This is a genomic window from Shewanella sp. 433 (assembly GCF_059338565.1).
The window spans coordinates 819,468-833,726 of the sequence record NZ_CM181703.1; the positions used below are offsets into that span (position 1 = coordinate 819,468).

The 14,259-nt window shown below is 47.7% G+C and carries 15 protein-coding genes; 8 read left to right on the top strand and 7 right to left on the bottom strand.

Features of this window, described 5'->3' with window-relative positions; all coding sequences use genetic code 11:
- Nucleotides 1–159: 159 nt before the first annotated feature.
- Nucleotides 160–1,749, bottom strand: coding sequence for a bifunctional phosphoribosylaminoimidazolecarboxamide formyltransferase/IMP cyclohydrolase (gene purH / locus AC5YB1_RS03735; RefSeq protein WP_494520771.1), 1,590 nt, complete (start codon nt 1,747–1,749; stop codon nt 160–162).
- 299 nt (nt 1,750–2,048) lie between these two features.
- Between purH and zntR the strand changes: the two genes are divergently transcribed.
- Both zntR and AC5YB1_RS03745 read left to right on the top strand, forming a co-directional pair.
- Entirely contained in the window at nt 2,049–2,528 is a 480-nt protein-coding gene (gene zntR, locus AC5YB1_RS03740) for a Zn(2+)-responsive transcriptional regulator (protein ID WP_475515017.1), read from the top strand.
- A 2-nt stretch (nt 2,529–2,530) separates the two neighbouring features.
- Nucleotides 2,531–3,886: an SO_0444 family Cu/Zn efflux transporter gene (locus AC5YB1_RS03745; protein WP_494520772.1), complete on the top strand. Its 1,356-nt coding sequence runs from the start codon at nt 2,531–2,533 to the stop codon at nt 3,884–3,886.
- A 98-nt stretch (nt 3,887–3,984) separates the two neighbouring features.
- Here AC5YB1_RS03745 and AC5YB1_RS03750 read toward each other — a convergent pair whose 3' ends face one another.
- Both AC5YB1_RS03750 and AC5YB1_RS03755 read right to left on the bottom strand, forming a co-directional pair.
- Entirely contained in the window at nt 3,985–5,022 is a 1,038-nt protein-coding gene (locus AC5YB1_RS03750; protein WP_475515015.1) for a DUF4382 domain-containing protein, read from the bottom strand.
- 317 nt (nt 5,023–5,339) lie between these two features.
- A complete protein-coding gene (locus AC5YB1_RS03755; RefSeq protein WP_494520773.1) occupies nt 5,340–6,065 on the bottom strand; it encodes a YebC/PmpR family DNA-binding transcriptional regulator in 726 nt (241 codons plus the stop codon).
- Nucleotides 6,066–6,365: 300 nt separating this feature from the next.
- On the opposite strand from AC5YB1_RS03755, the gene AC5YB1_RS03760 reads away from it, so the two are divergent.
- Nucleotides 6,366–6,815 carry a GNAT family N-acetyltransferase gene (locus AC5YB1_RS03760; protein WP_494521572.1) on the top strand — a complete coding sequence of 150 codons (450 nt, stop codon included), beginning with the start codon at nt 6,366–6,368 and terminating at the stop codon, nt 6,813–6,815.
- Nucleotides 6,816–6,917: 102 nt separating this feature from the next.
- Here the strand turns inward: AC5YB1_RS03760 and AC5YB1_RS03765 are convergent, their stop codons facing one another.
- The gene (locus AC5YB1_RS03765; RefSeq protein ID WP_110457033.1) at nt 6,918–7,163 is read right to left on the bottom strand and encodes a hypothetical protein; all 246 of its coding nucleotides are present in this window, start codon (nt 7,161–7,163) and stop codon (nt 6,918–6,920) included.
- A 222-nt stretch (nt 7,164–7,385) separates the two neighbouring features.
- Here AC5YB1_RS03765 and AC5YB1_RS03770 point away from each other — a divergent pair, with 222 nt between their 5' ends.
- The gene (locus AC5YB1_RS03770) at nt 7,386–8,264 is read left to right on the top strand and encodes a radical SAM protein (protein ID WP_494520774.1); all 879 of its coding nucleotides are present in this window, start codon (nt 7,386–7,388) and stop codon (nt 8,262–8,264) included.
- A gap of 38 nt (nt 8,265–8,302) precedes the next feature.
- Here the strand turns inward: AC5YB1_RS03770 and AC5YB1_RS03775 are convergent, their stop codons facing one another.
- Nucleotides 8,303–9,136, bottom strand: coding sequence for a mechanosensitive ion channel family protein (locus AC5YB1_RS03775; protein ID WP_494520775.1), 834 nt, complete (start codon nt 9,134–9,136; stop codon nt 8,303–8,305).
- 205 nt (nt 9,137–9,341) lie between these two features.
- Here AC5YB1_RS03775 and AC5YB1_RS03780 point away from each other — a divergent pair, with 205 nt between their 5' ends.
- On the top strand, nt 9,342–9,800 hold the full coding sequence (locus AC5YB1_RS03780; protein WP_494520776.1) for a hypothetical protein: 459 nt from the start codon (nt 9,342–9,344) through the stop codon (nt 9,798–9,800).
- Here the strand turns inward: AC5YB1_RS03780 and AC5YB1_RS03785 are convergent.
- Complete coding sequence (locus AC5YB1_RS03785) at nt 9,780–9,968, bottom strand: hypothetical protein (protein ID WP_494520777.1); 189 nt, start codon at nt 9,966–9,968, stop codon at nt 9,780–9,782. The two genes, AC5YB1_RS03780 and AC5YB1_RS03785, sit on opposite strands and share 21 nt — an antisense overlap.
- A gap of 121 nt (nt 9,969–10,089) precedes the next feature.
- Here AC5YB1_RS03785 and AC5YB1_RS03790 point away from each other — a divergent pair, with 121 nt between their 5' ends.
- Both AC5YB1_RS03790 and udp read left to right on the top strand, forming a co-directional pair.
- A complete protein-coding gene (locus AC5YB1_RS03790) occupies nt 10,090–11,265 on the top strand; it encodes a type III PLP-dependent enzyme (protein ID WP_494520778.1) in 1,176 nt (391 codons plus the stop codon).
- 573 nt (nt 11,266–11,838) lie between these two features.
- Nucleotides 11,839–12,597, top strand: a complete 759-nt coding sequence (gene udp, locus AC5YB1_RS03795; protein ID WP_475515006.1) for a uridine phosphorylase — start codon at nt 11,839–11,841, stop codon at nt 12,595–12,597.
- Between the two features lie 162 nt (nt 12,598–12,759).
- Here the strand turns inward: udp and AC5YB1_RS03800 are convergent, their stop codons facing one another.
- Entirely contained in the window at nt 12,760–13,512 is a 753-nt protein-coding gene (locus AC5YB1_RS03800; RefSeq protein ID WP_475515005.1) for an outer membrane protein OmpK, read from the bottom strand.
- 282 nt (nt 13,513–13,794) lie between these two features.
- Here AC5YB1_RS03800 and AC5YB1_RS03805 point away from each other — a divergent pair, with 282 nt between their 5' ends.
- Nucleotides 13,795–14,250, top strand: coding sequence for an NfeD family protein (locus tag AC5YB1_RS03805; RefSeq protein ID WP_494520779.1), 456 nt, complete (start codon nt 13,795–13,797; stop codon nt 14,248–14,250).
- The last annotated feature ends 9 nt before the right edge of the window (nt 14,251–14,259 follow it).

Sequence of the window (14,259 nt, forward strand, 5' to 3'; positions counted from 1 at the left end):
CTCTCTCTGTATCAAGCATGCCTGTGTATGGGTATATCCTTACCTATAACAGTGCGCCTGCTTGCTTTGACCTAGAGAAAATGGCTTGCGCTAAACGTTAAAAATGAATGTGGTTAATCCGCGAATTAAGTCGTTTTTAACTTAATTCGCGCCAACAAATTAATGACGGAAGTGACGCATACCTGTAAACACCATCGCCATGCCGTGCTCATCGGCAGCGTTGATGATCTCTTCATCACGAATCGACCCGCCTGGCTGGATGATACAGCTGATCCCTGCGGCTGCTGCGGCATCAATACCATCGCGGAAGGGGAAAAACGCATCCGATGCCATGACAGAGCCTACCACTTCGAGGTTTTCGTCGGCGGCTTTAATACCCGCCACTTTAGCGCTGTAGACGCGGCTCATTTGGCCGGCGCCTACACCAATGGTCATGCTGTTTTTGGCATAGACAATGGCGTTCGATTTAACAAACTTAGCCACTTTCCAGCAGAACATCAGATCTTTCATTTCCGCTTCGGTCGGCTGACGCTTCGAAACAACCTTAACATCGGCTTGGCTCACCATGCCTTGGTCACGGTCTTGCAGCAGCAAACCACCGTTGACACGCTTGTAGTCTAGGCTGGTGGTCTTAGTGTTCCACTGGCCGCACTCTAGCAGGCGCACATTGGCTTTAGCGGCAACCACCTCACGTGCGGCTTGGCTCACGCTTGGGGCGATGATCACTTCCACAAACTGACGTTCAACAATCGCGCTCGCGGTGGCGGCGTCGAGCTCGCCATTAAAGGCGATAATGCCACCAAAGGCTGAGGTTGGGTCGGTTTGATACGCGCGGTTATAAGCATCGAGCAGATCGCTACCAATCGCCACGCCGCATGGGTTAGCGTGCTTAACGATAACGCAGGCGGGTTCGTCAAACTCTTTAACGCACTCAAGAGCCGCGTCGGTGTCGGCGATATTGTTGTAGGACAGCGCCTTACCTTGTAGCTGTACTGCGCTAGCGACTGAAGCTTCGTCGATATTCAGATCCACATAGAACGCCGCGCTCTGATGGCTGTTCTCGCCATAGCGAAGATCTTGTTTCTTCACCAGTTGGGTGTTGTAAGTGCGCGGGAACTTAGAATCAGCGTGGCACTCATCGGTGCTGTGGGCTGGCACCATAGTACCGAAGTAGTTGGCAATCATGCCGTCATAGGCCGCGGTGTGCTCAAATGCGGCGATGGCTAAATCGAAACGGGTTTCAAGCGTGGTGCTACCGTTATTGACTTGCATCTCGGCAATCACGCGGTCGTAGTCGCACGCGTTGACAACAATCGTGGTGTCTTTGTGGTTTTTAGCGGTCGAGCGCACCATGGTGGGGCCGCCAATATCGATATTTTCTACCGCATCGGCTAGGGTGCAGCCTTCTTGGGCAACGGTATTGGCAAAGGGGTAGAGGTTAACGGCAACTAAGTCGATGGGCTTGATGGCATTTTGTTCCATGACCAGCTCATCGATACCACGGCGTGCTAAGATGCCGCCGTGCACTTTGGGGTGCAAGGTTTTTACGCGCCCGTCCATGATCTCTGCATGACCTGTGTAGTCAGAGACTTCAATGACAGGCACACCGTTGTCTGCAAGTAGGGCAGCGGTGCCGCCAGTAGAGAGCAGCTCAACACCTTGAGCATGCAAGGCTTTGGCAAACTCGAGGATTCCGGTTTTATCAGAAACGCTTAACAGCGCGCGACGAATAGGTCTGGCATTATTCATTTTGGGTACAGGGTCCAGTAGTTATTTTTAAGGATCTTTCGGAAAACAATACAAGGCTTTAGTTAGTGCCTTGCTCTGCTTTCCAAAAGTCCCTCAATCTATTGTTACTGTCCATCGCGGCGCGCGTATTTTATCGTAAAATGGTGTGCCATGCTGTTTTTTTCTGCACGATTTCACAATACGCGTAAGCGAACAAGCATCTTGATTGTAAATACGCATAATAACCCTTGACCTTAGATTTAACTCTAAGGTTTATACTCAGGGGTATTGACTATGATCCCAAGCGATTTGGATGAAGCATGTATCGAATAGGTGAACTAGCAAAGCAGTGTGAGGTGAAGGCCGACACCCTGCGGTTTTATGAAAAACATGGTTTGTTATCGCCTTCGATGCGAACCGAAGCGGGTTATCGCATGTACACCGAACAAGACGCTGAGCGGTTACGTTTTATCTTGCGGGCCAAAGCGGTGGGGTTCACGCTGGCGGAAATCGCTGAGCTGTTGTCGATTGACTTGGATAAGTCCAATTGGGCGTGCGCCGATGTCAAAGGGATGGTGGATATCAAGTTAGCTCAGGTGAGCGCAAAAATCGCCGAGCTTAATCATTTTCAGGTGTCGCTTAAGCGCTTGTCCGATGCCTGTTGTGGCGGCCCTGAAAGTGCCGAACATTGTTCAATATTAGAAGCGCTAGAATCAAACTCTGCTGAAGTAAAGCCTGAAAACCATACTCATCAGCATCAAGATAACCCAAATAAAGCAAGCTGTAAGCGTAAGGGCTAGTTATGTTATTAAGTCATTTTATCGATCTGTTTTTAGAGTCAGCCCCTTGGTTGCTACTGGGATTAGTGTTGGCGGGTATGTTAAAGATGTTTGTGCCCATGGCGTGGATGCAACAGCAGCTCGGTGGCCATGGCTTTAAAACCACCGTTAAGGCGGCGGTGCTGGGCGCGCCTTTACCCTTATGTTCTTGTGGCGTGATCCCTGCCGCAGTAGGGCTGCGTCGCTCTGGCGCGTCAAAAGCGGCGACCACCTCATTTTTAGTCTCGACCCCAGAAACGGGTATCGATTCTGTCAGCGTATCTTATGTCTTGCTTGGGCCATTTATGGCGATTGTCAGACCGATTGCCGCTATTGCCAGCGCCATTGTGGCAGGCTTGTTAGTTGGCCGCGATGATGACCAAGTAGCGCCTGCAACCTCAGTGTCAGACAAGGACGCGGCAACCGCGAGCTGCTGTAGCAGTAATAAAGCCGAGGTCGTGGTGGCGTCTTGTTGCAGTAGCAAAGCCGCAACGCCCGTAAAAAGTGGCGGTGGTGCTAGCCAAGGGGATAAGTCGCTCGTCATGCGCCCATTAGGTGAAAGTAGGCGCATGATGGCAATGTCGCCTCAAGGCACGACGCAAGTGGCTCGCCTTAAGCCAGTCGCTGCCAGCGCCAGCTGTTGTCGTGATAAGGCTACCGTTAAAGTCGAGTCTGCATCGAGCTGTTGCAGCACGGCAAACAAAGCCCCTGAAGCTGACAGTTGCTGCGAATCGACCCAAGATATGGCCAGTGACCTAAAAGGCACCTCGGTGATCGCCAGAATGGGCAAAGGGCTGCATTATGCCGCAACCGACTTAGTGCGTGATACCACCATCTGGCTGCTGGTTGGCTTGTTCTTTGCGGCCTTGGTACAAACTTATGTCCCTGGCGATTTTATGGCGAAATGGGGTGATGGCCTGCTTGCCATGCTGGTGATGGTACTGATCTCTGTGCCTATGTATATCTGCGCTACGGCATCGACGCCGATTGCTGCAGGACTATTACTTGCCGGGGTGTCACCCGGCGCGGTATTGGTGTTTATGCTCGCAGGCCCTGCGACGAATATCGCCACCTTGGGCGTGGTCACTAAAGAGCTGGGTAAGCGCGCCTTGTATGGTTATTTGGGCGGCGTACTCGGTGTCGCCTTAGTCTCTGGGATGATAGTAAATTATCTTGTCGATACCTTTGGCTTTGAGGTGATGCCGCAAGTGGGTGAGCAGCACAGCCTGTTGCCAGCGCCTATTGTCTATACCTCTGGCGTTGTGCTAGCAATCTTAATGTTGAAGGTGTTGCTGGAAAAGTTGCCTAAAAATTGGTGGCGCCGTGATTGTTGCTCATAGAACTTAATTTAAAGCTTCACCTGAATCTTACTCGCAGGAGATAATTAAAAAGGCACTCAATGAGTGCCTTTTTTGTGGGGTAAAGCTGAGCGCTTAAATTAGTTGGCTGGGACAAAATCCATAGGGATATTGCGTTCGGTTACCGCAGCCTTGGTAACGCTGACATTCTGTTCATCGGCATGAATTACGAAAGGAGCTTGTGGGTCGTCTGCGTCGTTGCTTGATTCTGGATCATCATGTTGGGCTAAACAGGTGTAACCCAAGCTGTAAGTGTCTGCAGCGACAAAGCCAAACTCATATTGGTAACCGATAAGCGTTTCGGTGTCATCCAGTATTGGTTGCACTCGTGAGGAGGCAATTGGTGCCACTTGAGGTGGCGTGATATCGGCATCTGGGCGGAAATCGACCATGTCAGTCAGTGCAGTTTCTGCTGGGTATAGATAGACTGCTTGGCTAAACTCTGAGCCCCCAGCATCGGTTTCACATGCTGTCACAGTATCGAGACTAATTTGACCGCTAATGGCGCCCACCTCGGCATTATTAACCAGTTGCACCGAGGTAGGTTTGAGTGTCCAGTATGCCTTATTGCCATGAGGAGCTTGTATGCCTTTAGCTAAGTTAAACTCGGCAACAAACAGATTATTACCGGCGGCGATAGTAAAAGCCTTATTAAAAAACAGTCGGCCAGTATCGGGGTCATCGGCACCTACGCCACCGCAACTACCATTACTATTGGTGACTAGCCCTGCGTCAGTCCCGTCCATGGTTTTCACGTAGGAGCTATTGGTATCGGCGACTTGACTGTTTTTCATGTAAATACACATTTGGTATTCACCGACGGGAACCGATTGGCCACTGACTAATGTGGCCATCTCTTGGCCTTGAACGGTAAGTAAGTCGACCATTTTGAGGTCGCCGTTATCTGATACATCAAACGACAGTGACTGCCCATTACCTTTGAGCACGACCTGTTTAAAGGCGATATTGACAATTTGGGCATCGGCAGGATTATCCGATACCCCTAGACTGAAGCTGCCTGACAGGGGGGCATCAGGGGTGTCATTGCTATCGCTGCCGCCACAAGCGGTGAGGACGCTGGTCAGTGCGATGGCCATTAACGATGTAGAATACTTCATAGATCACCTGTTCATCATGTGTAGAGTGAGTGTAAAAGAGTTAATTCACGCCGCTAGGCGAAGTGAACGACGTATATAGATACATTATAGACACACTTCGTTGTCAGTCTTAAGTCTGAGACATTAACAATAGGGAGATATGAACCAGAATTAATTTAGTTAGGGGTAATATGGATAGATTATTTACCCATTAAGAGTGATGAGTCTTTGCTGAAAACAGCTTGTGGGTTAACTACTGTAGGTGGTGAAAAAATCAAGCGGCTTTGAATTGAGTTGCTCAAATTAAAGCCGCCGTCGCTATTTAATAAATCAACCAGTTAGTTTGCAAATTCCGCATTGTGGTAGACGTTTTGCACGTCGTCACAATCTTCTAGCGCCGCTAGAAACTTCTCGAATTGCGCGATCACTTCAGGATCGGTCACCTCGGTCATGGTTTGCGGCACGAAAGTGATCTCTTCCACTTCAAATTCGATATCGGGTAGTGCTTCGTTTAAGGCGGTTTTGGCCTTGAAAAATTCGGTATGCGGAGCAAAAACACTGACCATGCCGTCTTCGACTTCAATATCGCTCACATCCACATCTGCCATCATCAGCAGCTCTAAAATGGCTTCTTCATCGTCACCTTTAAAGACAAATACCGCTTGGTGATCAAACATATGACCAACCGTGCCAGGGCCGCCTAACTTGGCGTCATTTTTAACAAAGGCTTGTCTCACCTCGGTGAAGGTACGTTTGCCGTTATCGGTTAAACAGTCGACGATGACCATGGCACCACCCGGGCCGAAGCCTTCATAGCGAGCTGTTTCATAGTCCTCACCTCCGCCGCCACGGGCTTTTTCGATGGCACGATCTATCACGTGAGCCGGAACCTGATCTTTTTTAGCCTTAGCGATCATTTGACGCAGTGCTAAGTTGCCATCTGGATCGAAACCACCATTTTTTGCGCAAACATAGAGCTCTTTGCCGTAGCGAGAGTAGAGTCTAGTTTTTTGCCCAGCCGTTTTGGCCATAGATTCTTTGCGATTTTGGTATGCTCTTCCCATCTTGATCTATCTCTTTAAGCTAAAAAAATTGGCCCAATGTTAGCAGTTTTATTGGCATTTTTGCAGACTTGGATAATGAATTTATCAAAACAGCGCTAAGTATCACTATTGCTAGGTTGTTTGCTCTTGGCGGCATGATGAATGGTGGCTGGGGGTTGGCGATGATAACCCCCCTAAAAAAACCAAGTTGAGCCTTAGTAACGACTATCTTCGAGTCGATGACGCGATAAATATGATTGCTCCATTAGGTTGATAATGGGTAGACTGTCTAATCATTTAATCAAGTGGTTGGAGTCAGTGGTGCAGTGGCAAGATTATGGGTTTTCACAGCTCAATGTTACGCAGTTATATGAGCTAATTAAGCTCAGGGTCGATGTGTTTGTGGTAGAGCAGCATTGCCCTTATCCCGAGCTCGATGGCAAAGACACTCTGGCCCAGACTCGCCATCTGTTAGGGGTTGATGAACATGGTGCGCTGGTGGCTTATGCCCGTATTTTAGCGCCGGGCGTGAGTTATGCCGATAGCAGTATTGGTCGAGTGGTGGTCGCAAGTAGCGCGCGTGGAGCCGGGCTTGCAGAGCCACTAATGCACAGGGCGATAGCCATTGCTCAAGCGCAATGGCCACAGACCAATATCCAAATCGGTGCGCAGCACTATCTCAGTGGTTTTTATCAACGCATGGGCTTCACCCCTGTCTCGGATGTGTATCTCGAAGACGGTATACCCCATATCGATATGCTATTAAGCTAAGCCGCCAGCATAATGGCCAGCCATAAAAAAGGAGCACCTTGATGGTGCTCCTTTTTTTGAGATAAACGCCACAGGCGCTAAAGGCATATTGAATAATAAGCCTTAGTCTCGAAGTCGGATCCTTGGATTGTCGTCAACTTCACCGCGGCTATCTATGGTCGATAGTTGGTGCTGCTGCGCGATAATCGCTAACGGACCCGAAGGCAAATGGCGAACAAACAACAGTCGATAACCAAACCGCAGCAGGTTATAAAGGGCCATTTTTTGCTCTGCGCTCATAGAGTTCCAATGTTCATCATGATGCAGGCTAGTCCTTCGCCTGTCTTGCAGTTGTTGTGCTATTTGCATGTTATTATCTTTACGTATGAAGGCTGATGCAGCCAATTAATTCATCCAGTGCAGCCCCTTCTGATGGCGGTTGTCACTATCGACCAATGGGTCGATTTGAGCAGTTTAAAGTGAATTGGCTGTGTGAAAATTGCACGAGATCAAAGTCGGTGCAAGATCATGCGACTAGATTGAGTAATTATGAAATTGCTCACGTTTTATCCCGTTTTTTGAGGCCGTAAGATGCTCCATTATATCGAACCAGTGTTTCGACCACCGTCAGAGTGGAAATCATTAATTTTACAAGTGACCAATGGCTGTAGTTGGAATCGGTGCAGTTTTTGCGACATGTATACTGCACCGCAAAAGCAGTTTAAGGCGCAAAAACTCGAGCTGATTGAAGCTGATATCCTTAAAGTAAAGCAAAGTGGTGTCGCGGTATCACGGGTTTTTCTTGCCGATGGTGATGCAATGGCACTGCCCTTTAAACGTTTAGAGGCGATCTGTTTGTTGATCCGTGAACACTTACCTCAAGTCACTAGGATAAGCAGTTATTGTCTGCCGCGTAACCTTACTAATAAGACCGATGAGCAACTCGCTCGGCTTAAGTCGTTGGGGTTGAGCCTATTGTATGTGGGCTGTGAAAGTGGCGATGACCAAGTGTTAGCGCATATTGAAAAAGGCGAAACCTTCGAATCATCACTGATGGCATTGAGCAAAATACGTCGCGCCGGTATGAAATCGTCAGTCATGATATTAAATGGTTTGGGCGGGGTGACGCTTTCTCAACAGCATGCGGTTAACTCGGCTAAATTGATGAATGCGGCGCAGCCAGACTATTTGTCCACCTTAGTGATGACCTTACCTTTGGGGACGCAGAGAATGGACAGTCGATTTGACGGGCATTTTGAGCTGCCCGATCAGTTGGGGCTACTGCGTGAAATGCACACCTTGCTGAGCCATCTTGAGTTAGACAAAACCATTTTTCGCTCTGATCATGCCTCAAACTATTTGGTGCTCAAAGGGGTATTAAGCAAAGATAAAGCCATGTTACTCGCTCTGGTCGAACAGGCATTACAGGGGATGATCCCTCTGCGGCATGAATGGCAGCGAGGCCTGTAAGGCCAACTCTTGGCGTACAGGCAATGCTAGTTTTTGGGTTACTTTTCTATATGGATCTCGCGTATCGGGCAGGGTATTTCAATACCCGCCTGCTGCAGAGCATGAATTAAAGCCAGATTTACTTGGTATTTCTTTTGGTGGTAATGGGCAGTTGGAACCCAATAACGCACACCGATCTCTAGCCCTATGCTATTAAAACCATTGATGCCAATTTGTGGTACAGCCTGCTGGCTAACATGTTCGCTGCGCTCTAACACCTGACGTATGATGGCAATGACTTGGTCTACGTCACTGTTGTAGTTAATATTAAAGTGGTTATTAACCAATTTGTTTTCAAACGAGTTATGCAGTATTTCGCCGACAATATGTTTGTTGGGAATACTGATCACCTCACCCTCTTCATTGGTCAGCAGGGTTAAGCCAAGATGGATACTCTTGACGACACCACTGACCCCTTTAATTTCAATCGTATTGCCGACCACAAAAGGGCGAGTCACAATAATCGTGACGCCAGCCGCGTAGTTGGCGAGCATGCCTTGCAAGGCTAGCCCTGCGCCTAAGGATGCCGCGCCGATGGCCGCGACCATGGGGGTGATACTGATCCCTAGCTTGCCCAGCGCAATGATCCCCACCATCACTACTATGATGATCCGCACTAAGTTAGAGACAAAGTTGCTGAGGGTGATATCGATATGATGTTTTTCAAATTGCTTAGCAACTAAGTTAGACACCTTGTTAGCCACCCACAGTCCAAGCAGAAAGACCAGCAGTGCGCCAACGAGCTGAAAACTGTATTTCACCAAAAATTCGGTCAACATGTTGTAGACATTTTGCAGCTGAGCAAGCTCCTGCTCTAAACCATTCTCATTCATAAAGTTGTTCCTGACACTGAGGCAACGAATTGTCGTTAAGGTTACTTAATTTTCAAGAGTTTGATAATCACTATCTGCTTAAATCACTCAATCGGCTTAATGCGTGATTGAGCTCAAGCTATGGGCATCATTTTCTAAGTTGGGGATTGGGTTAAGTTATAGTTCAACGAGGACAAATTGATAAATAGTTTAATTAAGGAGTGATATGAAAGCGTTGCTATTAGCGTTAACCTTGCTGGCATCGATGAGTGCCCAAGCGGTGACTCTTGTGGTGGGAGACAACCTTAAGGCGGTGGAGCTACAAGATCAGCACGAGCAAACCTTGGTGGTAGATCAAAGCACTCGCATCGTGCTGTTTAGCCGAGGCATGAAGGGGGGTGACATCATTAAGGCGGCGCTAGAGTCGCTACCACAGGCGGAGCAACCAGAAGGCTTAGTTTATGTCGCCGATATTAGTGGCATGCCATCACTTATCGCCAAGTTTGTCGCCATACCACAAATGCAGGAGCTGCCTTTTCAAATCGCCTTAGACCGAGAGGGGCAAGTCACGCAGCAATGGCTGGGTAATAAAGACACTGCCACGGTTATGCATCTGCAACAGCTCAAGATTGTTGCCATGACTCAGGTGGATACGCCTGAAGCGCTAGTGGCTGCGATAAAATAGTTCATCACATTTTGCCTCGGTTATCTTGATGTTGCGCGCAGCGTTGGATAAGACTAACGCTGCGCCGCTCATATCGCCATCATGGCCTGTTTGGCGCTGCTGCTCGTTTGCCCATGGCGTTATTAGCCTGAGTTTTATCTCCTCATTTATTACCATCTCTTGCTGCATAAAAAGTTATCTTTTTGGCATTAAAACTCATTGCTATTACGGGTAAAATAGCGTTTACTGCGGATGATTTTTAATCAGATTAACTCACACTATTTTATGCTGCTATGGAGATACTGGCGCCATGAGCCAATTTCAATCTATTGATGTTAATGATTATTATGACTCTGAGACATTTGAGCGTATTAAATCGTTTGCCCAAGATAAGCCCACACCATTTGTGGTCATTGATACTCAGATTGTTGCCAAGCAATATCAGGCGATGGTGGATAACTTTCCCTACGCCAGTATTTACTATGCCGTTAAGGCCAATCCCGCGCCGCAAGTGTTAACCCTGCTGCGTGACCAAGGAGCCAATTTTGATATTGCCTCAATTTACGAGCTCGATATGGTCACTGAGCTTGGTGTGGGCTGCGATAGAGTCAGCTATGGCAATACCATCAAGAAGCGCGCCGATGTGCGGGCGTTTTTTGCTCGTGGTGTACGTATGTTTGCCTCAGACTCAGAAGCCGATCTACGGATGTTAGCCGAAGAGGCGCCGGGGGCGCGCGTTTATGTGCGAATTTTAACTGAGGGCACTCATACCGCCGACTGGCCTTTATCACGTAAATTTGGTTGTCAAAATGAGATGGCCTATGATCTGCTCGTGCTGGCTAAGGCATTGGGGCTTGACCCCTACGGGATCTCGTTTCATGTGGGGTCGCAGCAACGTGACATTGGCGCATGGGATTCGGCGATTGGTAAAGTCAAAAGCATCTTCGATCGCCTCAGTGAGGAGCACGGTATTATCCTCAAGATGATTAATCTTGGTGGTGGCTTCCCGGCTAACTATATCGATAAGACCAATCCGTTGGAAACTTATGCCGAGCAGATAACCCACTTTCTGCAGGAAGATTTTGGCAATAACTTGCCTGAAATCATCTTAGAGCCCGGCCGCTCTCTGTTGTCTAATGCAGGGGTATTAGTGTCGGAGGTGGTGTTGATCAGTAAGAAGTCGCATACCGCATTAGAGCGTTGGGTCTTTACCGATGTTGGCAAATTTTCTGGCTTGATTGAAACCATGGATGAGGCGATAAAATTTCCTATCTATTGTGAGCGTCAGGGCGAACTGGATAAGTGTGTGATTGCAGGGCCAACCTGTGACAGTGCCGATATCATGTATGAGCATTACCATTATGGCTTGTCCAGTGATTTAGCCATTGGCGATCGTCTCTATTGGCTCAGCGCTGGCGCCTATACTACCACCTATTCGGCGGTGTGTTTTAACGGTTTCCCCCCGCTAAAAGACTATTATTTATAGGTGTTGCGATTGATAATCCCTCAATGTTAGCGATACAGAAACAGTGGCGAGCCTTACGTGTTAATGCTCGCCAAACCATTAGCAACTAAGGCATTGATTGGCCTAATCAGTAAACCGTCACGGTTCTTTAGCGTCCTTGGTAGTGTATGCTGAATCAATCACTTTGCCTTGTTATGTGCAAGATGTGCAAGATGTGCAAGCCACTGCCTCCTACCGTTAGCCACAGACCCCCCATCTTATTACCGCAAGCGGCACTATCATCCTTGACTGATATTTATCGGTACTGTTTTTTATTGGTACATTTTTTATTTTAAATTAATAGCTTAGTTGTTGTATTTGTCGTTTTTCAACCCATTCAATCACTGGTGGTTAAATCTGCAAGAATGCTGGAAAGGTGGCTGCCAACTGCTATATTTGCTGTTGCTCCAAGGTAAGTTGTTTGGTAAATCGCTTACAGCAAAACATCTACTGCTGGCAAGCAAAGTGTGATCAAGTTAACCTTACTGGCTTGCATACTAGGTTAAAGTCCGATTTAGCAGAATTTTATAATCAAAACTGAAAGAGGTTTTCATAATGTCAGATGTATTTCATTTAGGCCTGACCAAAGAGATGTTGCAAGGTGCAACACTTGCCATCGTCCCGGGCGATCCTGAGCGTGTTAAGCGAATTGCTGAGCTAATGGACCAACCTACATTTCTTGCTAGCCACCGTGAATATACCAGTTATCTCGCTTATATCGATGGTAAGCCAGTCGTTATTTGTTCAACGGGTATTGGTGGCCCATCAACCTCTATTGCGGTAGAAGAGTTGGCGCAACTCGGCGTTGATACCTTCCTACGTGTAGGTACTACTGGTGCTATCCAGTCCCATGTTAATGTTGGTGATGTGATTGTTACCCAAGCTTCGGTTCGTCTTGACGGCGCGAGCTTACACTTTGCCCCCATGGAGTTTCCTGCGGTAGCCGATTTCGAATGCACTACTGCGTTGGTTGCAGCTACGCGTGAAGCGGGCATCGAGCCACACATAGGTATAACGGCTTCTTCCGATACTTTCTATCCAGGTCAAGAGCGTTATGACACTGTCAGTGGCCGCGTTACCAGTCGTTTTGCGGGCTCAATGAAAGAGTGGCAAGCGATGGGCGTACTCAACTATGAGATGGAGTCGGCGACATTATTTACCATGTGCGCCAGCCAAGGGTGGCGAGCAGGCTGTATTGCGGGTGTTATTGTTAACCGCACTCAGCAAGAGATCCCTGATGAAATCACTATGAAGAGGACTGAAACCAGTGCAGTGTCGATTGTGGTTGCTACAGCGAAGAAGTTGTTGGCATAACGTCTGATATTAGCTGTGGCGTGATAGCTGGCATGCATTTTTACTAGCGATTCATGGTTTCACAGGTATATAAAAGGCGCTGAGTAGCGCCTTTTTGCTATGTACTGTTTGGTCAGCTCGTTAGCGGTAGGTTAACCGCACAAGGCTTACCTCATCTTAGGCTTAGAAGTGATATTTGGCGATCACTGAATAGGTATTTTGATCTACGCCTTTAACGCCATATTTATTTTGCCAGTAGTCATACTCAACACCGACAAATAGTTGGTTTTTCTTGTGTTCGCCGAAGATCGCGGCGCCAAGGTCGTATTTAACCTGTGGGTTAAAGTGGAAGTTCTCTTCATAACCTTGGTTATCGGCAGAAAAGACCCAATCGATATAACCGTCGAATACGATGTTGCTGTTACCTACTGGGAAATCCATTCTAAAGGTGGGAGTCACTTGCCAACCATCGCTTAGGTTACCGCTGCTGATCGCGTCACGACGGTAGGTGTTAATGTTGAAATAACTAAAGTAAGGCACATTAAGGTCCATACCGATACCATACAAGAAACTGGTAACTGGGCCTTTACCTTCTTCAAGCATAAATGCCCAAGATAGATCGGTTATTGGACCAAAGCCAATTGCTTGACCGCTGATCTTACTTGCACTTAAACGTGTTGAAATTTCACCATACGTGGTGTCGTCTTCAGACAGGTTTGAGCCGTGAAAGTAGGTGATATCTTGGAATGCAAACCAATCACCATAGATCCAAGCGCCTGCGGTTTCGACAGTCACGGTTGTTTGTTTGTCCGATGCAGCAAGATCATAGTCATTACCGTGCAATGCCGTTACACTCAGATCCCACCACTGTACTAGCTCATCAGCCATAGCGGGTTGTGCTACTAAGAGAGCAAGGGCAAGCCAATTCTTTTTCATCAATCTTCACCTTATTTTGAGTTTTTATTCGGACGTAATTTAAAACAGTCGTTATATTATTTGAGTTGTGGTGGTTAGGTTAAATGGTCACAACCCCACAGCGGCGGCAAGTATAAATGATTTATCGATGCGGCCAAAACACTAAACAATGCGCAAGGCTAATAATTATGGACTCTGTGGTTAAGGCCACGATTTACAGACCGGATGCGTGACATAATATGTCGCGCGCGGTGATAAGAGCTGTTATAGTCAATATTTAATGCGCTTATTTCAGGGGGAAATATGGTGTTGTCAAATCCGATAATGGTATGGCTAATGATTGGCATAGTGCTGATGTTAGCTGAGATTGTATTGCCCGGTGGCATTGTTATTTTACTGGGGGCAGCCTGTGTAGTGGTGGCCGGAGCGTTAGCCATTGGCTGGGTAGAAGGGCTAGTGCAAGCGCTGACCTTGTGGTTTATTGCCTCCATGGTGTTGCTGTTAGGCTTTCGCCACGTCACACAAAAGTTGGTCGGCGGTGATTCACATATTGATAATACCGATGAGGAGATGGATTTATATAATCAAACCGCGGTAGTTAAAACGGTGATTGGCCCGGCACAGAACCGCGGGAGAGTTGTATTTCAGGGGAGTGAATGGCCAGCGCTAGGCGATGGTAGCGAGATCCCTGTCGGCGCAAAAGTGAGAGTGATATGTCGTGATAATATCGCCTTGGTAGTTGAACCAATATCAGAATAATAGCGATAC